Annotated in this window: 18 protein-coding genes; 12 read left to right on the top strand and 6 right to left on the bottom strand. The window is 72.2% G+C overall.

The features are described 5' to 3' along the window. The first annotated feature begins 60 nt into the window (after positions 1 to 60). The 3 genes from ribA to AB0M54_RS34580 are packed head-to-tail and all read left to right on the top strand — an operon-like array spanning position 61 to position 1620. Positions 61 to 696, top strand: a complete 636-nt coding sequence (gene ribA / locus AB0M54_RS34590) for a GTP cyclohydrolase II (RefSeq protein ID WP_364321854.1) — start codon at positions 61 to 63, stop codon at positions 694 to 696. Between the two features lie 5 nt (positions 697 to 701). Next, positions 702 to 1169, top strand: a complete 468-nt coding sequence (locus AB0M54_RS34585; RefSeq protein ID WP_364321857.1) for a deaminase — start codon at positions 702 to 704, stop codon at positions 1167 to 1169. Next, a complete protein-coding gene (locus AB0M54_RS34580; protein WP_364321860.1) occupies positions 1147 to 1620 on the top strand; it encodes a MarR family transcriptional regulator in 474 nt (157 codons plus the stop codon). The genes AB0M54_RS34585 and AB0M54_RS34580 overlap by 23 nt, the downstream gene beginning before the upstream one ends. Here AB0M54_RS34580 and speB read toward each other — a convergent pair. After that, entirely contained in the window at positions 1580 to 2584 is a 1005-nt protein-coding gene (gene speB, locus AB0M54_RS34575; protein ID WP_364321862.1) for an agmatinase, read from the bottom strand. The two genes, AB0M54_RS34580 and speB, sit on opposite strands and share 41 nt — an antisense overlap. Before the next feature lie 95 nt (positions 2585 to 2679). On the opposite strand from speB, the gene AB0M54_RS34570 reads away from it, so the two are divergent. The 5 genes from AB0M54_RS34570 to AB0M54_RS34550 all read left to right on the top strand — a co-directional run bounded on the left by AB0M54_RS34570 (position 2680) and on the right by AB0M54_RS34550 (position 7283). After that, positions 2680 to 3894 carry an extracellular solute-binding protein gene (locus tag AB0M54_RS34570; protein WP_364321865.1) on the top strand — a complete coding sequence of 405 codons (1215 nt, stop codon included), beginning with the start codon at positions 2680 to 2682 and terminating at the stop codon, positions 3892 to 3894. Then, positions 3891 to 4916: an ABC transporter ATP-binding protein gene (locus AB0M54_RS34565; protein WP_364321868.1), complete on the top strand. Its 1026-nt coding sequence runs from the start codon at positions 3891 to 3893 to the stop codon at positions 4914 to 4916. Before AB0M54_RS34570 ends, AB0M54_RS34565 begins: the two co-directional genes overlap by 4 nt. Next, entirely contained in the window at positions 4913 to 5773 is an 861-nt protein-coding gene (locus AB0M54_RS34560) for a sugar ABC transporter permease (RefSeq protein WP_364321871.1), read from the top strand. The genes AB0M54_RS34565 and AB0M54_RS34560 overlap by 4 nt, the downstream gene beginning before the upstream one ends. Before the next feature lie 4 nt (positions 5774 to 5777). Further along, on the top strand, positions 5778 to 6611 hold the full coding sequence (locus tag AB0M54_RS34555) for an ABC transporter permease subunit (RefSeq protein ID WP_364475974.1): 834 nt from the start codon (positions 5778 to 5780) through the stop codon (positions 6609 to 6611). Between the two features lie 114 nt (positions 6612 to 6725). Beyond that, positions 6726 to 7283, top strand: a complete 558-nt coding sequence (locus AB0M54_RS34550; RefSeq protein ID WP_364321877.1) for a hypothetical protein — start codon at positions 6726 to 6728, stop codon at positions 7281 to 7283. 138 nt (positions 7284 to 7421) lie between these two features. Here AB0M54_RS34550 and AB0M54_RS34545 read toward each other — a convergent pair whose 3' ends face one another. Further along, positions 7422 to 7892, bottom strand: a complete 471-nt coding sequence (locus AB0M54_RS34545; RefSeq protein ID WP_364475972.1) for a nuclear transport factor 2 family protein — start codon at positions 7890 to 7892, stop codon at positions 7422 to 7424. A 216-nt stretch (positions 7893 to 8108) separates the two neighbouring features. On the opposite strand from AB0M54_RS34545, the gene AB0M54_RS34540 reads away from it, so the two are divergent. Next, the gene (locus AB0M54_RS34540) at positions 8109 to 8942 is read left to right on the top strand and encodes a DUF72 domain-containing protein (protein WP_364475970.1); all 834 of its coding nucleotides are present in this window, start codon (positions 8109 to 8111) and stop codon (positions 8940 to 8942) included. 98 nt (positions 8943 to 9040) lie between these two features. Beyond that, positions 9041 to 10477: an NAD(P)/FAD-dependent oxidoreductase gene (locus AB0M54_RS34535; RefSeq protein ID WP_364321883.1), complete on the top strand. Its 1437-nt coding sequence runs from the start codon at positions 9041 to 9043 to the stop codon at positions 10475 to 10477. Here AB0M54_RS34535 and AB0M54_RS34530 read toward each other — a convergent pair. Together AB0M54_RS34530 and AB0M54_RS34525 are read right to left on the bottom strand one after the other, a co-directional pair. After that, positions 10390 to 12498: a M14 family zinc carboxypeptidase gene (locus tag AB0M54_RS34530; RefSeq protein ID WP_364475968.1), complete on the bottom strand. Its 2109-nt coding sequence runs from the start codon at positions 12496 to 12498 to the stop codon at positions 10390 to 10392. The two genes, AB0M54_RS34535 and AB0M54_RS34530, sit on opposite strands and share 88 nt — an antisense overlap. Beyond that, on the bottom strand, positions 12477 to 13217 hold the full coding sequence (locus AB0M54_RS34525) for a M14 family zinc carboxypeptidase (RefSeq protein WP_364475966.1): 741 nt from the start codon (positions 13215 to 13217) through the stop codon (positions 12477 to 12479). Before AB0M54_RS34525 ends, AB0M54_RS34530 begins: the two co-directional genes overlap by 22 nt. Positions 13218 to 13487: 270 nt before the next feature. Here AB0M54_RS34525 and AB0M54_RS34520 point away from each other — a divergent pair, with 270 nt between their 5' ends. Next, a complete protein-coding gene (locus AB0M54_RS34520; RefSeq protein ID WP_364475964.1) occupies positions 13488 to 16334 on the top strand; it encodes a BTAD domain-containing putative transcriptional regulator in 2847 nt (948 codons plus the stop codon). Between the two features lie 45 nt (positions 16335 to 16379). Continuing rightward, positions 16380 to 17558 carry a LuxR C-terminal-related transcriptional regulator gene (locus AB0M54_RS34515; RefSeq protein WP_364475962.1) on the top strand — a complete coding sequence of 393 codons (1179 nt, stop codon included), beginning with the start codon at positions 16380 to 16382 and terminating at the stop codon, positions 17556 to 17558. Between the two features lie 8 nt (positions 17559 to 17566). Here AB0M54_RS34515 and AB0M54_RS34510 read toward each other — a convergent pair whose 3' ends face one another. Both AB0M54_RS34510 and AB0M54_RS34505 read right to left on the bottom strand, forming a co-directional pair. Continuing rightward, on the bottom strand, positions 17567 to 18799 hold the full coding sequence (locus AB0M54_RS34510) for a caspase family protein (protein WP_364321895.1): 1233 nt from the start codon (positions 18797 to 18799) through the stop codon (positions 17567 to 17569). 64 nt (positions 18800 to 18863) lie between these two features. Beyond that, complete coding sequence (locus AB0M54_RS34505; protein WP_364321898.1) at positions 18864 to 19505, bottom strand: hypothetical protein; 642 nt, start codon at positions 19503 to 19505, stop codon at positions 18864 to 18866. Between the last annotated feature and the right edge of the window lie 82 nt (positions 19506 to 19587).

Genomic DNA, 19587 nt, shown 5'->3' with positions numbered 1-19587 from the left:
GAAGTTTCAGCAAGATAGGTCGAGTGTTGTCGCTGATACGTCAACAACCTGGGAGTCACGATGACGGACGTGCTGACCGTTCCCGCCGCCGCGGTGCGCACCCGCGTCGTGGTGCCGCTGGAATTCCCCGACGGGTACGCCACCAGCGCCGACGTCTTCACCTTCACCGGCCTGGTCGACGGCAAGGAACACCTCGCGCTCGGGCTGGGCGACTGGCGTGGCGCGCTTGCCGGCCACCCGCTCGTCCGGCCGCACAGCGAGTGCCTCACCGGCGACGTCTTCGGCAGCCGGCGCTGCGACTGCGGTCCGCAGCTGCGCGAGGCGGCCGAGCGGATCACCGAGGCCGGCGGCTTCCTGCTCTACCTGCGTCAGGAGGGCCGCGGCATCGGGCTCTACGCCAAGCTCGACGCGTACGCGCTGCAGGACACCGGCCTGGACACCTACCAGGCCAACCTGGCGCTCGGCCACGGCGAGGACGAACGGGACTACACCGCGGCGGCCCAGATGCTGACGGCGCTCGGCGTGACGAACCTCCGGCTGCTCAGCAACAACCCGGACAAGGCGGCCCAGCTCGGCGCGCTCGGGCTCACGGTCGACGAGCAGGTGCCGACCGGCGTGCACGTGTCGGCCTCGAACGTGCGCTACCTGACCGCCAAGCGCGACCACACCCACCACACGCTCGACCTGGCCGGCTGACCACCATGCGCCACGACGACCACCACTGGCTGAGCGCCGCGATCGACCTGTCGCGCCTCTCCCCGCCCTCCCCGGCCCACTACGCCGTCGGGGCGATCATCGTCGGCGCCGACGGCCGGGTGATCGCCACCGGCTACACCGGCGAGGGCGACGACCACAACCACGCCGAGGAGGTCGCGCTGGCCAAGGCCGAGGGTGACCTGGCCGGCGCCACGATCTACAGCTCGCTCGAACCGTGCACGATGCGGCGCTCCCGACCGTACCCCTGCACGAACTTGATCGTGAACGTCGGCCTCAGACGGGTGGTCTTCGCGATGCGCGAGCCGGAGCTCTTCGCCGACTGCACGGGGCTGGAGACGTTGCGGGCCAACGGGATCGACGTGGTCGAGCGGTCCGACCTGAGCGACCGGGTGGCCGCGGTGAACGCGCACCTGCTGAAGCGGGAGTGTGATGAACGAGCCGCGCTGGCTTGACCCGGCCGAACAGGCGACCTGGCTCGAGCTCGTGCAGATGTTGATGCTCCTGCCGGCCGCGCTCGACCGGCAGCTGCGCGAGGAGACCGGGATCCCGCACGCGTACTACCAGATCCTGGCGATGCTGAGCGACCGGCCGGGCCGGGCCATGCGGATGACCGACCTGGCCCGCCACACCGGCACCACCAGCAGCCGGCTGTCCCACGCGGTGGCCGCGCTGGAGCAGAAGGGCTGGGTGTGCCGGCAGGCGTGCTCGACCGACCGGCGCGGGCAGATCGCCAAGCTGACCGACCTGGGCCTGTCCACCCTGGAGGCGGCGGCGCCCGGTCACGTGGCCGAGGTGCGCCGCCGGGTGTTCGACGCGCTCACGCCGGACGACGTCGAGCGGCTGGGCACGATCGCGGGCAAGATCAATCAGGCGGGTAGCGCAGGCGCGAGGCGTCCGGCGTGATCCCCGGGCGGGTCGGTGACCCGCCCTGCCGCGCCCGCGTCTTGTAGGCCAGGCCGCCGAGCACCTCGAAGACCACCCGATGAGCGTTGTTGACGGTCAGATCGGCGTGATCGTACGGCGGGGACACCTCGACCACGTCCATCGCGACCAAGGGCGTCTCCAGGGCGACCTGCCGTACGGCGCGCAGCAGGTCGGCCGCGGTCATCCCGCCCGGCTCGGGCGTCCCGGTGCCGGGCGCGGTCCCCGGGTCGAGCACGTCGATGTCGACCGACAGGTAGATGGCGTCGCAGCCGTCGCCGGCCCGGGCGATCGCGTCGGCCAGCACCGCGGTGATGCCCCGTTCCCACACCTCGTGCATGAGGTGCCAGGTCATCTCCTGCTCGAGCATCCAGTCGAAGACCTCGGGCGGCGGCCAGTAGCCGCGCAGCCCGATCTGCACGAAGTTCCGCCCGCGGACCGCGCCCGACTCGATCAGCCGCCGCATCGGGGCGCCGTGCGAGGCCAGGTTGCCGTCGATCTGGTCGGCAGTGTCGGCGTGCGCGTCGAAGTGGATCAGCCCGAGCCGCCCCCAGCCGTGCTTCCGGGCCACGGCGGTGGCCGACGGCCAGGTGATCGAGTGGTCGCCGCCGATGACGATCGGGAAGATCCCCTGGTCGACGACGCCGGCCACCTTGGCCTCGATGTTCCGGTGGGACGCCTCGGTCTGGCCGTGGGGGCAGTGCGCGTCGCCCGCGTCGACCAGGTCGATGAAGTCGAACAGCTCGACGCCGAGGTCGAGGTGGTAGGTGCCGGGGTGGTAGGCGGCCGCCCGCAGCGCCCGCGGGCCGAAGCGGGCGCCCGGCCGGTAGGTGGTGGAGATGTCGAACGGAGCGCCGACCACGGCCGCGTCGGGTCGCCGTTCCCGCAGCGCGTCGGCCGAGGGCACCCAGTCACGTTCGCCGAAGGTCGGCAGTCCGTCCGTCACGCCATCACCCTACGGCCGGGAGCGCTCCCATACGCCGGAGAATCACCGTAGTCGATCTCTTGACATCTTTCCGAAATGGACTGAAGACTCTGCGCATGGCCGTGGACATCCGCAAGGCAACCCGGACCACAGTTCTCGCCGCTCTCCTGGTCGCCGCGGGGTGCGGCGCCCCCGACGCGCCCGGCGGAACGTCCGGGAGCACCGACGGGCCGGTGCCCGCCAAACCGTCGAAAGCGATCACCCTGAACATCCTCGACGTGGCCGGGAACCTCCAGCTCACCCAGGGCATGATCGACGACTTCGCCAAGCGCAACAGCGACCAGATCGCCCGGGTCACCTACTCCAAGGCCACCGCCCCCGAGCTGGTCGGCAAGGTCAAGGCGCAGCAGAACGCCGACCGCGTCGACATCGACCTGGTGCTGACCGGCGTGGACGGGCTGGCCGCGGGGATCGACCAGGGCCTGTGGCTGAAGGTGCCCGACCGCGCGGCCCGGCTGCCCGGCATGGCCACCTACCTGCCCGGGGCCGCGGCCATGCAGAAGCTCGCCGGCGACGAGGGTGTCACGGTCACCTACTACCCGTCCGGGCCGCTCATCGAGTACCTGCCGGCCAAGGTGCCCAACCCGCCGAAGACCGCCGAGGAGCTGCTCGCGTACGCCAAGGCGAACCCCGGCGCCGTCCAGTACGCGCGGCCGTCCAACTCGGGCCCGGGCCGTACCTTCCTGATGGGCCTGCCCTACCTGCTCGAGGACAGCGACCCCAAGGACCCGGTGAACGGCTGGTCGAAGACCTGGGCCTACCTGGCCGAGCTGAACAAGCACATCACGCTCTACCCGTCGGCCACCTCGGAGACGATGAAGAACCTGGCCAACGGCTCGGCCAAGATCATCGTCAGCACCACCGGCTGGGACATCAACCCGCGCGTGCTCGGCACCGTGCCCAAGGAGGCCGCGGTCGGCACCCTCCAGGGCTTCCACTGGGTCACCGACGCGCACTACGCGGTCATCCCGCGCGGCGTGCCGGTCGACAAGCAGGCCGCGGTCCTCAACCTGCTCGCCGACATGCTCACCCCGCAACAGCAGGCCAAGGCGTACGACAAGGGCTACTTCTACCCGGGCCCGGCGGTCAAGGACGTGCCGCTGACCATGGCGCCGGAGGAGAGCCGGCAGGCGCTCGCCGACTACGGGCGGCCGGAGTACGAGCAGCTCATCGCCGCCAACCCGCTCGAGGTGCCGCTGGACGCGAAGGCGCTGGTCGCCGCGTTCGACCGCTGGGACCGGGAGATCGGCGGCGCCAAGGTGAAGAAGTGACCTTCTCCTCGCTCCGGATCGACGGGGTCACGCGCCGCTTCGGCGGCAAGGACGCGCTGACCGACCTGACCCTGACCATCCAGCGCGGCGAGTTCATCGCGCTGCTCGGGCCGTCCGGCTGCGGCAAGTCGACCGCGCTCAACTGCCTGGCCGGGCTGCTCCCGCTCACCGAGGGCAGCATCTGGCAGGACGACCAGCGCCTCGACACGCTGCCGCCGGAACGCCGCGGCTTCGGCATGGTGTTCCAGAACTACGCGCTCTTCCCGCACCTCACGGTCCGGCGGAACATCGCGTTCGGGCTGCAGATGCGGCGGGTGCCGCGGGCCGAGGTCCGCCGGCGCACGGACGAGGCGATCAGTCTGGTACGCCTGGAGGAGCACGCCTCGAAACTGCCGGGGCAGCTCTCCGGCGGCCAGCAGCAGCGCGTCGCCATCGCCCGCGCGGTGGTGCTGGAGCCGTCCCTGGTGCTGATGGACGAACCACTGTCCAACCTGGACGCCAAGCTGCGGCTGGAGATGCGGACCGAGATCCGGCGGCTGCACCAGACGCTCGGGCTGACCACCGTGTACGTGACCCACGACCAGGAGGAGGCGCTGTCCCTGGCCGACCGGCTCGTGGTCCTGCGGTCCGGCCGCGTCGACCAGATCGGCACCCCGGCCGAACTGCACGACCTCCCGGCCAACGCGCACGTCGCCGACTTCATGGGCTACCGCAACCTGCTCCCGATGAAGGTGTCGGCCGAGGGGACCGTGGAAGGATCCGGTCTCACGTTCCGGGCGGCCTCCTCGCTGCCGGTGGGATCCAGCGTCATGGTGGCCATCCGGCCCGAAGACCTCGCGGTCGGCCCCGGCGGGGTGCCGGTCACCGTCGAGGTCGTCGAATACCAGGGACGCGAGGTCGCCGTCGAGGCGCGGACCCTGGCCGGAGTGCCGCTGCACCTGCGGGCGGCCCACCGGCCGGCGCCGGGCGACCAGGTGACCGTGGTGGCCGACCCGGCGCGTGTGCTGGTGTTCCCGGCATGACGGCCCTGCGGCACCGGCTCGCGGAACGCGGGATCGACCGGCAACTCGCGCTCCTGCTGCCGGCTCTGCTGTGCGTTCTCGCGCTCTTCGTCTACCCATTCGCGTACGGCGTGGGCCTGTCGTTCCAACCCGACCGGGGTGGCGTGCTCGGGGCGTACCGGAGCTTCTTCGATGATCCTTATCAGCGGGACACCATCGCGACCACGCTCGGCCTGGCCCTGCCCGCCGCGCTGCTCAACGTCGCGGCGTCGGTGCCGATTGCATACCGGATGAGGGGTCGCTTCCGCGGCAAGCGCCTGATGACCACGGTGCTGGTCGTGCCGATCACGCTGGGGACGGTGCTCACGGCCGAGGGGCTGCTCAACTTCCTCGGGCCGACCGGCTGGTTCAACCGGATCCTCCCCGGCGATCCGGTCCGCCTCACCAACAACTTCTGGGGCGTGTTCTTCTCCCTCGTCATCACCGGTTTCCCGTTCGCCTTCCTGCTGATCCTGTCCTACCTGAGCGGCATCGACCCGAGCCTGGAGAAGGCCGCCGCCACCCTCGGCGCCCGTTCGTGGCAGCGCTTCAGTCGGATCACCCTGCCGCTGCTCGCGCCCGGCCTGGCCACCACCTTCTGCCTCACCTTCGTGCTGGCGTTCAGCGTGTTCCCGTCCGCGATCCTGGTCGGCGACCCGGCCGGCAGCACCCGCGTGATATCCATCGCGGCCTACCACGCCGGCTACGAGGTGTACGACTATCCGCTGGCCAGCGCCATCGCGGTGATCATGGGAGTGGTCGAGCTGGCCGTGGTCGGCGTGGTGCTCGGGCTGCGGTCCCGCTTCTACACCGGCACTTCCTCCGCCGGCAAGGGGTGATCCTTTGAAGCGGCGCATCATCGCCTCCCCCGGCGCGTGGCTGGTCTGGGGTGTGGTCGCGTTCTTCTTCGTCAACCTGGCCGGCGTGATCCTGTCGGTGCTGGTCAGCTCGTTCGGCCGGCAATGGTTCGACAGCTGGCTGCCGCAGAGCTTCACCACCGACTGGTACGGCCAGGCCTGGCGCGAGTTCGGCCTGTTCGACGTGCTGACCGTGACGCTGGAGGTGTCGCTGCTGGTGGTGGCGATCTCGGTGCTGGTCGGGCTGCCCGCCTCGTACGTGCTGGCCCGCCGCGCCTTCCCCGGCCGCCGGCTGCTCTACCTGCTGTTCCTGCTGCCGATCCTGATGCCGCCGATCACCTACGGCATCCCGCTGGCCACGGTCCTCTACAAGTACGGCTTCGCCGGCCACCTCTCCGGCGTCGTCCTGGCCAACCTGGTCCCGTCGATCCCGTTCGTCATCCTGACCATGACCCCGTTCATCGAGCAGGTCGACCCGGCCATCGAACGCGCGGCGCGCATGTGCGGCGCGCGTACCCGTCAGGTCTTCACCCGGATCCTCGCCCCCCTGCTCGTGCCCGGCATCCTGGCCGCCTCGATCCTGGTCCTGGTCCGCACGGTCGGCATGTTCGAACTGACCTTCCTGACCGCCGGCCCCGACTCGCAGACCCTGGTCGTCGCCTTGTACTACACGATGTCCGCGGCCGGAATCCGAGCCCAGCAGTCGGTCGACGCGATGGCCGTCATCTACACCTCGATGATGCTGGTCCTGCTGGTCATCGCCCTGCGCTTCGTCAACCCGACCCAGCTCGTGGCCCGGGTCAAGGACGACACCGAATGACCGCGACAAGCACCTCGGACGGGTATTCTTCCGGACCCGATCTGGAAAAGGGCGCCCCGGCCGCGTTAGCGTTTCCGGGAGAATATGCCCCGGCAATTGGTCACGGAGGAATGTATGCGTCGGACGATCGTGGCGCTTTTCGGGGTCATTCTGATCGGCATGTCGAGCCTTGCCGCGGCGAGCCCCGCTTCCGCGTCGGCCGGCGTTCTCGCGAGGGCTGACCTTCCGTCGTGCCCTCCGAAGCCCGGCGAATTCGCCTCCTCGCAGGAGAAGCAGGACTACGCCGTCGCGCTCTACATCGGTTGCAAGCCGTTGAAGCCGAAGCCCTGGTTCAAGAACAACTGCGGCATCGTGTCGTGTTCGAGTTACTACTCACGACACGCGGTGAAGATCATCAACGAGGCCAATGAAGACACCAGCTTCTGGGATCTGCTCAAGGACGCCGGTGCGAGTATTGCGTGCGACAAGATCGCGACGAAGCTGAAATTCTCCGGGACGGCCTACTGGTGCGCCGGGGCGGCCTTCGAGATCGCGCTCCTGAAGGAATTCTCGAAGCGGAAGTATCGCGAGGCGGCGGAGAAGGACACCTGCGTCAAGGAGACATCCAACGCGGTCACGGGGTCATACACTTTCACCGTCACCGACCGGAACAACAAGTACTGCTTGGAATGAGCCGTTCTGATCAGCCGGCCGCCTCGCGCGGCGTGGGTGCTGTCGCCTTCTCCACAGAATCGCTGTCGCAGGCGGTGATGAGCAGCAGAGGGATCAGGACGGCGAGAAGGCGGCGTGACGGCATCGTGGAGCTCCGGGTCAGCGGAGCGGGATCTCGTGTCCCGGGCCGCGCTCGTCCTCCGGGCGCGGGCCGTGCAGGCGGCGGTCGGACTCGGCGATCGCCACGTCGTTGATGGACGCCTCACGCCGGCGCATCAGGCCGTTGTCGGCGAACTCCCAGTTCTCGTTGCCGTGGCTGCGGAACCACTGGCCCGCGGCGTCGTGCCACTCGTACTGGAAGCGGACCGCGATGCGGTTGCCGTGGAAGGCCCACAGGCTCTTGCGCAGCACGTAGTCGAGTTCGCGCTCCCACTTCGCGGTCAGGAACGTGACGATCTCGGCCCGGCCGGTCAGGAACAGGTCGCGGTTACGCCAGACCGAATCCTCCGTGTACGCCAGAGCGACCCGCTGGGGATCACGGGAGTTCCAGCCATCCTCGGCGGCCTGCACCTTGAGCAGCGCGGTCGTCTCGTCGAAGGGCGGCACCGGCGGGCGGGCATCCTCAGCCATGGCGCGAGAGTACCCGCCGCCCGCGCCCGTGAGCACGTGCGGCGGGTCCCACCCCGGACCCAAGAGGAGACGCAAACGGACCAGGCCCGTGGCGCCGCGACCGGGGCGCGCGACCACCTGCCGGGCCGGGCCGAGGCCGCCGGGCGGCGCGGCACCAGCCGGCTCCGGACCGAGGCCGCGCGACCGGGCCGGATCCTCGCTGCCTAACCTGGGCGGATGCGACTGCATGTGGGGTGTGCCCAGTGGACCCACAAGGCCTGGCAGGGGCGGATCATGCCGGACGGCGACAAGCTGCGGTCGTACGCGAGCTGGTGCAATGCCGTCGAGGGGAACACCACGTTCTATGCCACGCCGGGGCGGGACACCGTTGCCTCGTGGGCGGAGCAGACCGGGGCGGGGTTCCGGTTCGTGGTGAAGTTGCCGCGGACCATCACGCATGATCGGCGGCTTCAGCACGCCGAGGGGGAGCTGCGGGCCTTTCTGCGGGCGATCGAGCCGCTGGGACCGCGGCTGCACGCGCTCTGGATCCAGTTGCCGGCCTCGTTCGCGCCGGGTGATCTGCCGGTCCTCGATCGCTTTCTGCGGGGGCTGCCGGCCGACCATCGGTACGCGGTGGAGGTGCGTGACCCGGCGTTCTTCGACGGGCAGCCCGAACGGGACCTGGAGCGAACCCTGGGCGGCGCGGAGTGGGTTCCGTTCGACACCACCGAGTTGTTCCGGACGCCGCCGACCAGTGACGCCGAGCGGGACGCGTGGACGAAGAAGCCGCGTACCCCGCTGCGTACCCGAGCTCTGACCGCCGGCCCGATCGTCCGCTACCTGGGGCGGGACGACCCGGCCCGGACGGAACAGGGGTGGCGGCGCTGGGTCGACGCGGTCGAGGCGTGGCTGCGTGAGGGCCGCTCCCCCACGGTCTTCATCCACACGCCGGACAACGTCGACGCCCCGGCCCTCGCGCGTCGGTTCCACGAGGCGGTGCGCAAGCGCGTGCCGCAGCTGGAGCCGCTGCCCGATCCCGAGCCGATGGACGAGCCCCTGACCCTCTTCTGACACGGTGAAGCCAGCGGTGACAAAGGCCGTGACGCAGGTCTCGTCACGACGGCAGATGCCCGCTCGTCCTGATGGTGTTGAGACATACGGACGAGGAAGTGATCGCAGTGGGACAGCACCGGGTTGTCATCATCGGCGCGGGTTTCGGGGGTCTGTTCGCGGCCAGGACGCTGCGCCGGGCCGACGTGCACGTGACCCTCATCAACGGCACCACCTACCACCTGTTCCAGCCCCTGCTCTATCAGGTGGCGACCGGCATCCTGAGCGAGGGCGAGGTGGCGCCCCCGATTCGCGAGGTGCTCAAGAGCCAGGACAACGTCGACGTACGGCTGGGCTGGGTCGAGGACATCGACGTGGACGCCAAACAGGTCCTGGTGAACGGGCCGGGCGTCAGCTACACGGTTCCGTACGACACCCTGATCGTGGCCGCCGGGTCGTCCCAGTCGTACTTCGGGCACGACGGGTTCGCCCTGCACGCCCCGGGCATGAAGAGCGTGGACGACGCCCTGGAGCTGCGGGCGCGGATCTTCAACGCGTTCGAGATCGCCGACGTGCAGACCGATGACGCGGCCCGGGAACGCTGGATGACCTTCGTGGTCGTCGGCGCGGGCGCCACCGGCACCGAGATGGCCGGCCAGATCGCCGAGCTGGCCCACCGGACGCTGCCCGGCCAGTACCGGCACATCGACCCCCACCAGGCCCGCATCGTGCTGGTGGACGCGGTCGACCGGGTGCTCACCACCTTCGACGAGCGGCTGTCCACGGCCACCCTGCGCCGCCTGCACCTGCTCGGCGTCGAGGTCGAGCTGGACACCAAGGTGGTCGGGGTGGACGAGACCGGCGTAGACGTGGTGACGGTTCGCGGCCCCGAGCGCTTCGAGGCGATGACCAAGGTGTGGGCGGCCGGGGTGGCCGCGTCCCCGCTGGTCGGGCGGCTGGCCGAGGCGGTCGGCGCGACCACCGACCGGGCCGGGCGGGTGCACGTCGAGCCGGACGCGACGCTGCCCGGTCACCCGGAGATCTTCGTGGTCGGCGACCTGATGGCGTTGCCCGGCAAGGACGGCCGGCAGCTGCCCGGCGTGGCCCAGGTGGCGATCCAGAGCGGCCGGCACGCGGCGAAGCAGGTTCTGCGCCGCCTCGCGGGCAAGCCGGACGGGCAGCCGTTCCACTACTTCGACAAGGGCAACATGGCGGTGATCTCGCGGTTCAACGCGGTCGCCGACATCGGCGGCGTGCGGCTGTCCGGCTTCCCGGCCTGGCTGGTCTGGCTCGGCGTGCACCTGTTCTACCTGGTCGGTTTCAAGAACCGGGTGACCGCGGTGCTGCACTGGGCGGTCAGTTTCCTCGGTCGCGGCCGGTCCGAGCGGGTGAGCACGCTTCAGCAGGTGCACTCCAGGGCCGCGATGCGCGAGTACGGCGACCCGTTCGCACCGCGGCCCCTCGCACCTCAGCCGAGCTTGGCGAGTGCCGACCGCAGCGCGGCCGGTCCGGAGGCGACGTCGTCCAGCCCGAAGCCCAGCGTGACCGTGCGCTGAGTGGAGACCGCCGCGTACGAGCGCAGGACCGCGCCCGCCCGGCCCCACTCGCCCGCCGCCGCCGACCAGCCGCCGAGGTCCGCCTCGAAGCCGTCGGTGGCGGTGGCCGTCCCGCCGATCACCACCTTGGTGTCGTCGACGAAGACGCCGCGCCCGCCGGTGCCGCCGTCACTGAGGTAGGTCACGGACAGCTCGACCGGCTTCCCGGCGTAGGCGGACAGGTCGACGCTGACCTGCTGCCAGCCGTTGCTGCTCCCGCTGACCGAGTGCCACGCGCCGGTGGTGCCGGTCGCGGCGCAGGTCGGGCCGTCGGGCGTCAGGTAGTGCGCCAGGTGCGGGTGGCGGTCGACCAGAACGGCACAATCCTCGGGTACGGCGGTGCCGGAACCGGTGAACGGCAGCGTCGTCCAGTCGTCGCCGCCGGCGGTGCGCGCCTCGATCACCAGGTGGTCCCAGCCGGGCTCGGTGTCGTAGGAGAGCGCCATGGTCAGCGCCGGGTCCTGCGCCGCCGACACGCCGGTCAGGTCGACCGTGCGGGTGAGCCGCGCGGACGCGTTGTCGCGGTGCGCGATCGCGGCCTGCCCGTTGCCGGCGAACGGCTCGAACGGCCCGCGCAGCCCCTGGTAGACGCCCGCCGAGGCGGAGGCGACGCGCGGGATCCCGGGCAGGATGTCGCCGGTCGCGCTGAACATGGTGACCGGGCCGGCCGGGTCCTTCAGCGTCGCCGACGCGCCCTGGAGCACGCCGCTGCCGGTGAAGCCGGTCGCGCCGGCCGAGGTGACCGGGGCGTCCACGCCGAGCCAGTACTGGGCGAAGTCGTCGGCGTTGACCCGGGTGAAGTTGAGCGGCTCGTGCGCCGCGGCGGCCCGCCCGGCCTTGACCACCTTGCCGCCCTCGTTGAGGTAGTCCCGCACGGCCAGCGTGGTGCCCGGGGCCGCCGCCGCGGCCGCCACCTCCCAGACGACCGCCCGGTAATGGCTCAGCACGCCCAGGTCGTCCGGCGAGCCCTGGGTGGCCACGTCCCAGACCGGCGCCCCGCCGACCGCATCCGCGTAGAGCTTGGCGCGGGTCGCGGGCGCGCCCTCGTCGGCCAGGATCAGCACGTCACCACGCTTGGGCTTCACGACCGTGTAGGTGAACCGGTCGCTGGCCACCCGCTTGCCGTGCGCCGTCCCGGTGAACCACACCTCGACCGTGGCGCCGCCCGGAGCGCCGGTGACGGCGCCGCGGTACTCGTCGTAGTAGAGGTTGTCGGTGCCGCCGTAGACCTCGCCACCACGCCAGGCGGTGACCGCGGCGGTGCGCTCGGCGCCACCGTTCACCCGCCAGTGCAGCTTCCGGCCGGTCAGCGACCTGGCCGCGGTCACCGCGACGGTCTGCGGGGCGCCGGCGGCGTAGGAGGTGGTGAACGGGTGGGCGGCGAGCGGGGTGGCGGCGATGCCGACCGACGACTTCGGGTTGGCCGGGTCGGCGGTGGACGCGGCCACCGAGAGCATGAACGGCAGGTTCCTGGTGAACTCGGCCTGGATCAGCTTCTCGTCGTCCGGGAAGTGGAAGATGCTCGGGCAGGTGTCCGGCGTCCACTCGTCGGCCGGGTCCGAGGCGGCCGCGGCCTGGCAGGTGGTCAGCTCGGCGGCGATCATGGGTACGCCGTTGACGTTGACCGAGTTGCTCAGCGAGTCGCCGTTCGAGGTGTAGATGTCGGAGAGCACCTGGGGCCGGAAGCCGGGCACCGCCGGGTTGCCGGGCACCCCGACCAGGCTGCGGTAGAGCACGTCGTCGGGCGACGGCGTGGCCGTCTGGAAGCTGACGCCGTACATCAGAACCTGCTGGGCCGAGTGCATGTTGAGCGCGAGCTCGGGCTTGACCCGGCGCTCGAAGGCGTTGAAGGCGACGTTCTCCGGCTCGGAGCCCGGCCCGGGGCCGCGATAGCCCTCGCTGCCGGGATCCGGCGAGGAGCCCTCGTCGTCCCAGGCCCAGCGGAAGCCGAAGTTGCGGTTCAGGTCGACACCGTCGGCCACGGTGAGCTTGCCGTCGCCGTCGTTGTCGCGCAGGTTCTTGCGCCACAGCCGGCGCCGGGCGCGTCGGTGAAGGTGAAGTCGTAACCATCCGGGTTGGCGACCGGCAGGAACCACATCTCGGTGGTGTCGACCAGGCCGGTGATCCGCGGGTCGGCGCCGTACTGGTCGATGACGTGGTGCATCAGCCGCCGGGTGACCTCCGGGGTGATCCACTCGCGGGCGTGCTGGGCGCCGAAGAAGAAGCTGCCCGGGCGGGCGCCGTCCGGCGTGGCGGCGGCGTCCCTGGTCACCTTGACCGCGAGGATGTCCTGGCCGCGCAGGGTCTTGCCGATCGACTCGACCTTGGCGATACCGGGATGCGCGGCGGCCACCGCGCGCAGCTCCTCGGCGATGCCGCCGCTACCGCTGTACGGCCGGAACACGCCTTGGCCGGCCGGGGCGGCGGCCCGCCGCTCGGTGAGCCGGACGCCGTGGTCCCGCAGCCCGTCGGCCTGCTTGCCGGTGAGCACCAGCTCGACCGGTCCGGACCGGCCGTCCTCGGGCAGATCGATTTCGGTGGTGTCCGCGCCGGCCTTGGCCAGGTCGTCGACCTGGGCCGGGGTGACCTGGGCGGACCAGACGCGGAGCCGGTCGTCGCCGGTTCCGGGTGCGGCCTGGGCGGCGGTCGCCCCGGCGAGCGGGAGGAGCGCGGCCGCGAGGGCCACGATCGTACGTCTCACAATGACTCCTGGTGACGTCGGTATGTGTCCTTCGACTGCAACGGGCCGCCACGCCGGAACTTCAGTCCGCGTTCCGTCCAGTCCCGACAGTCCCCGCGTTCCTGCCCGAATGGTCGCCGCCGCAAGATCCGGCCGGCGACCGGCACGGACGATTCCCGACAAATACCTCCGGACGCGGTGAATGGCCGGGCGCGCCAAGATCACGTGACATCGGGGCAGTTCATAGCTCGGAACTTATTGGTTGAACCTGCATCGGATTAGCGTGGAGGCATGGCCCCCGACGACGCCCCGGCGATCCGCTTCTCGCTGCTCGGACCCGTCCGCGTCACCCGTGGCGACCTGGAGCTGAGTCTCGGGCCGCGGCAGCAGCGCCTGGTGCTGGCCCTGCTGCTGTCCCGGGCCGGCGGCCTGGTCACGATGACCGAGCTGATCGAGCTGCTGTGGCCGGCCGACGCCCCGCCCAGCGCCGCCAACGCGGTCCACCGGCAGATCGGGGCGCTCCGGCGCATCCTCGAGCCCGGCCTGCCGCCCCGGTCCACCGGCGCCTACCTGCACCGGGAGGCGGGCGGCTACCGGCTGCGGGCCGACCCGGACACGCTCGACCTGCTGGCCTTCCGCCGGGCCGCCGCGCGGGCCGCGGCGGCGCTGGCCGGGGGCGATGCGGCCGAGGCGGTGCGCCGGTCGCAGGAGGCGCTGCGGGAGTGGCGCGGGCGGGTCGCGGCCGGGCTCGAACCGGTGTCGCTGGACCACCCGGCGTTCACCGCGCTCGAGGCGGAACACATCCAGGCCGTACGGACCGCGGCGGACGCGGCGGCGGCCGGTGGCGACACCGGGGCGGTGCTGGTCCCGTTGCGGCAGGCGGCCGACCGGCACCCGCTGGACGAGGGGTTGCAGAGCCGGTTGCTGGTGGCCCTGGCCGCGACCGGGCGGCAGGCCGAGGCGGTGGACCGGTACCGGGAGATCCGGGCCCGGCTGGCCGACGAGCTCGGCGTCGACCCCGGCCCTGAGCTGCGCGAGGCGTACGACCGGCTGCTGCACCAGCGCTTCGAGTCGCGTGCTCCGGCCGTACCCCGGCCCCCGGCTCTTGATCTTGATCGGAACGGCCCGCCACGACCGGCTCAGCTGCCGCCCGGCCAGCCGTTCTTCACCGGCCGCACCGCGCTGCTGGCCGAGGGCCGGGCGATCGCCGAACGGCCCGGCGGCGGCGTGCTGGCCATCGACGGGATGCCCGGCGTCGGCAAGACCACCTTCGCGGTGCACCTGGCGCACGAGGTGGCCGCGAACTACCCGGACGGTCAGCTCTACGTCGACCTGCGCGGCTACGACGAGCAGGGCCCGGCGATGACCCCGGCCGAGGCGCTGCGCGGCTTCCTCGGCGCGCTCGGGGTGCCACAAGATCGGGTGCCGGCCGAGCTGCACGCCCAGGCCGGCATGTTCCGGAGCACGGTGGCCGGCCGGCGGCTGCTGATCGTGCTGGACAACTGCCGGGACGCCGAACAGGTGCGGCACCTGCTGCCCGGTACCCCCGGCTGCCTGGTGGTGGCCAACAGCCGCAACCGGCTCACCGGCCTGCTGACCGGCGCCGGCGCCCACCCGATGCGGATCGACCCGCCGTGCGTGGCCGAGGCCCGGGACGGCATCCGGCACCGGCTGGGCGCGCGGGCCGACCGGGAGCCCGAGGCGGTGGACGCGATCATCGCCGCGTGCGGGCGGCTGCCGCTGGCGCTGGCGGTGGTCTGCGCGCGGGCGGTGAGCCGGCCGGAGACGCCGCTGGCCGCGATCGCGGCCGAGCTGACCGAGGCGCAGGGCGGGCTGGACGGGTTCGGTGGCTTCGGCGCCGAAGACCCGCACACCGACCTGCGCGCGGTGTTCTCGTGGTCGTACCGGGCGTTGCCGGCGCCGGCGGCCCGGCTGTTCCGGATGCTGCCGGGCCACCCCGGCCCGGATTTCTCGACGACCGCGGCGGCGGCGCTGGCCGGGGTGCCGCCGCGCGAGGGGCGGGCGCTGGTCGGCGAGCTGGAACGGGCCCGGCTGGTGGTCGAGCACCGGCCGGGACGGTTCCGGCTGCACGAGCTGCTGTGGGCGTACGCGAGGGAGCTCTTCCGGGCCGTCGACTCCCCCGACCAGCGGCTCGCGGCGCGGGACCGCATCGTCGCGTTCTACCGCGACACCATCCTGGCCGGACACCGGCTGCTGCTGGCCCGGCGGGCCTTCCTGCTCGAGCCGCTGGTCCTGCCCGAGCCCGGCCCGACCCCGCTGGACGGCGCCGGCCGGGACGCCGCGCGGGCCTGGTTCGACGCCGAACGCGACGTGCTGGGGTCGCTGGTCGGGCTGGCCGCCGCGGACGACCGGCACGGACCGGCGTGGCTGGTCGTGGTCGGCCTCCAGCCGTACTTCGACCGCAGCGGCCGGGCGCTGGACTGGGCCGCCGCCGCCCGGGTCGCGCTGGACGCCGCGATCCGGGCCGGTGACGCGCTGGGCGAGGCGCGCATGTGCCGCAGCCTGGCCGGCGCGCACCACTTCCTCCAGGAGTACGACCAGGCCCTGCGCCTGCTCGGCCGGGCCCGCGAGCTGCTGGCCCGGCACGGCTCGCCGGCCGAGCTGTCCCGGGTGGGCATCAACCAGGGCATGGTGCTGCGCGGCTGCGGCCGCCACGAGGAGGCGCTGCGGGTGCTGGAGGCGAGCACCGCCGAGGCCGAGGCGGCGGGCGAACGTCTCCAGGTGGCCGACTGCCTGACCACGCGGGCGGACAGCTGCGTGGCGTTGGGCCGGTTGGACGAGGCGCTCGATCTGGCCGAGCGCGCCCGCTGGGACCTGGCCCGGCACGACGACGTGTTCGGGCTCGGCGACGTGTGGATGGTGATCGGCTCGGTGCACGCGGCGCGGCGCAAGCACGACGAGGCGGTACGCGCGTGGCGCAAGGCGGTCACCTGTTTCAAGAAGGCGTCGGCGCCGGCGCTGACCGCCGAGGTGCTCACCCGGATCGGCGACTCGCTGAGCGACGCGGGCGACCGGGCCGGCGCCGAGCGGTCCTGGCGGGAGGCGCTCGACCTGACCACGGACGCGCAGACCGCGGTGGCCCAGGCCCTGCGCCACCGCCTCCGGCACGTGGCCTGAACGGCCGGGATTGAACCGTACGAATCCTGTTACGTAGTAAGCGCAGTGACACGCATTCAGCTTCGTGGACGTTCCGCCGAACAGGCCGCCCTCCGCCGCTCCGGTCGCGGCGTGGTCATCGTCGGCGGCGAGCCCGGCATCGGAAAAACCGCCCTGCTGCGGGCCGAAGTGGCCCACGCCGCCGGTGACGGGTACGCCGCCCTGGCCACCGCCCGCCCCGGCGACGCGGTCGCCCCGCTCGCCACGCTGGCCCCGGCCCTGCGCCCGCTGCTGTCCACGGACGGCTTCCACGCCCTCGCCGATCTGCAGGACAAGCCACTGTGGCTGGCCGAACGGCTGGCCTCGGTGCTGGCGGCCAAGGCGCCCGCGCTCATCGCGGTGGACGACGTGCAGCACGCCGACCCGCTGAGCGCCTTCCTGCTGCGGGCCCTGCCCGCCCGGCTGGCCGGGGCGCCGGTGCGGTGGCTGCTGGCCGGCTCGCTCCCCGCCGGCGCCGACGTCCGCCGGCTCGACCTGGGCCCGGTGAGCGCCGAGGCGCTGGCCGAGATCGCCGCCGACCGGCTCGGGCACCGGCCGGACGCCGGGTTGCGGGCCCGCCTGGCCGAGACGGACGGGCTCCCCTACCTGGCCGTCCGGATCATCGAGGACGACCCGGCCGGGCTGCGCGCCGACGTCCGGCGGCGGCTCGCCCACGCCACCGATCGGTGCCGGGCCCTGGTGACCGCCGCGGCCGTGCTGAGCGAGGCGATCCGGCTCGACGACATCGCCATGCTGATGGACGAGCAGCCGCTCGACCTGATCGGCCCGTTCGGCGAGGCGGTCGCCCTGGGCCTGCTGTCCGACGGCGAGGACGGCGCGGCGTTCCGGCACCCGTGGCTGCGCCGCGCCGTCCTCGACGACCTCACCCCGTCGGCCCGCCGCACCCTGCAGACCAGCGCGATCGACCTCGGCGCCGGCACCGAGATGTCCACCATGGACGAGGAGCTCAACCGGCTGCTCGAGGCCGAGGCGCCCCGGCCGGACAACGCCTGGGCCACCCTGACGGCGATGGAGCAGCGTGTGGCCACCCTGATCTCGGACGGCCACACGAACCGCTCGGCCGCCGCGACCCTGCACCTCTCCCCCAGCACGGTCAGCACCCACCTGCGCGCGGTCTTCGCCAAGCTGGCCATCAACTCCCGCGTCCAGCTGACCCGCCTGGCCATGCGGCGGCAGTTGACCTGAGACTTCTCTCAGAGGGTGAGCGGGCGCTGGTTCTCGAACTCGTCGGTGCGGCCCTGGGCCCAGAACAGGTTCGGGGTCTGCTGCGGCGGCATCAGGGCGACGATCCGGCGGTGCAGGTCCGGGTACGTCGTGGCCGCGCCACTGGCCCAGACCTCGCGGAACCGCTGCGTGAACAGGCCGTTGCGGGTGCCGTCCAGGGACAGCTGGTTGTCCTGGCAGCCGGACATGAGCAGCACGCTCGCCGGGCCGGCCGGAACCGCGCGGGCGGCCTGTTTCGCCGCCCGGTAGACGTCGCGCCGCCCGGCCGCGTCGGCCGCGAGCACCTCGGCCGGCAGGTTGCGGGTGGTCGGCACCCGGGACAGGTCGACGCGCTCCGGCTCCACCACGGTCGACCGCAGCGCCGGCAGGACCAGTTCGGCCAGCCGGGTCTGCCGCTCGGCCGCCTCGGCGCCGAATGCTCGCGTCCCGTACAGCTCGTCGGCGACCGGCCCCAGAACGGCGTCGACCGCGTCACGCAGCCCGGCCGCCGAAGCGAGAACGAACGTTCTTTCTCGCTGTCCGTCGGCCGTCTCCTCGGTCGCCGCCGAATACGCCCGGTAGGCCAGGTCCACCGACCGGGCCACGGTGCCGCTGTGACAGCTGTCCGACAGGAACAGCACGCGCACACCCGGCCGGAACCGGGCCCACACCGCGCTCAGCTCGTCGTCCAGCAGCTGCCGGTCGTAGAGCACCAGCGTCTCGTCCTGCCCGTCCGGCTCCTCGCCGGTCGGGTCGGGCATCTGCGAGCCGTGCCCCGAATAGGTCAGGAAGAAGAAATCCCCCGCCCGCAACTCGTCCGCCGCGGCTCCGATCCCGGCCACCACGGCCTGGGCGGTGGCCTGTCCGTCGACCAGCACGGCCGGCGCGAACCCGCGCTCGACGGCCAGTTGCCGCATGTCGTTCGCATCATTCACACACCCCTTCAGCTCGGGCACCCGGATCGGGTACGCGCCCGGGTCGACGACGTTCACCCCGACGTGCAGGGACCTCGCGGTTCTCGGGGAAAACGCGGCCATCGTGATCGGGCCGGCCGCCCCGTCCACCACCAGACCCTTCGCGCGCTGGAAACCGCGGACCGCGGCATCCGTACGCGTACCGAAAATGCCGTCGATCGGACCGGGATCGAACCCGGCCTGCCGGAGCAGCTCCTGAAGCCTCCGCACGTCGTCGCCCTGATGACCGCGGAGAAGTGTTCGAGCCATGATCGTTCTCCTTTCCGTTGGGGCGGCGCCACCCGGGGCAGCGCCGCCCGCGTTGACGCAGCGGTCAGTCGGTGAACAGCGAGATGATGTCCGGCACGGCCGACACCAGGGCCGGGATCGCCATGCCCAGCAGCGGCCCGAGGAAGCGGGTGGCCTCGTTCGGGTCGGTCAGCGCCACCGAGCGCCGGCCGCCGGTCAGCGCCTCGATGATCGACGGCGCGGCCTGCACGAGCTGCGGCACCACCGTGCTCAGCAGCGGCATCAGCCAGCGCGTCTGGAGCTCCTCGTCGTTGGCCGGCACGCTGCGGATGCCGGCGAAGAGCTGGCCGAGGACCGGGGCGGCCTGGGCCACGACCGGCATGACGGCCGAGAACAGCTCACCGAAGAACCGCTCCTGCACCTTCGGGTCGCGGGTGTCCTCGGCGAAGATGTCGCGGTTGTTCTCGACGATGCTGTCGATGATGGCCGGCGCGGCCTGCGCGACCACCTGGGCCAGCTGGCCGATCAGCGGGACCAGCCAGCGCGGCTGCTGACCCGCCACCGGGACCGGCGCCGAGGCCGGAGTCGTGGCGGGTGTCGTGGCCGGCACGTCGGTGCCCAGGTCGCGGCTGGAGCCGGCCGAGGCGGCCAGCAGCTCGCCGAGCCGCTGGATCACCTCCTCGGCGTTGGTGCGGGTGGTGCTGCTGTAGGCGTACGTGGTGGTCATCTCGTCCCCCTCGGGTCGGTGTTGCGGTCGATCTCAGGCAACTACCGATCCGGTCCCGGCCGTACGTGTCATCCGTCCCCCG

Source organism: Actinoplanes sp. NPDC051470 (assembly GCF_040682035.1).
In the GTDB taxonomy this organism is placed as follows: domain Bacteria; phylum Actinomycetota; class Actinomycetes; order Mycobacteriales; family Micromonosporaceae; genus Actinoplanes.
This window is presented reverse-complemented; position numbering and strand designations above follow the sequence as displayed.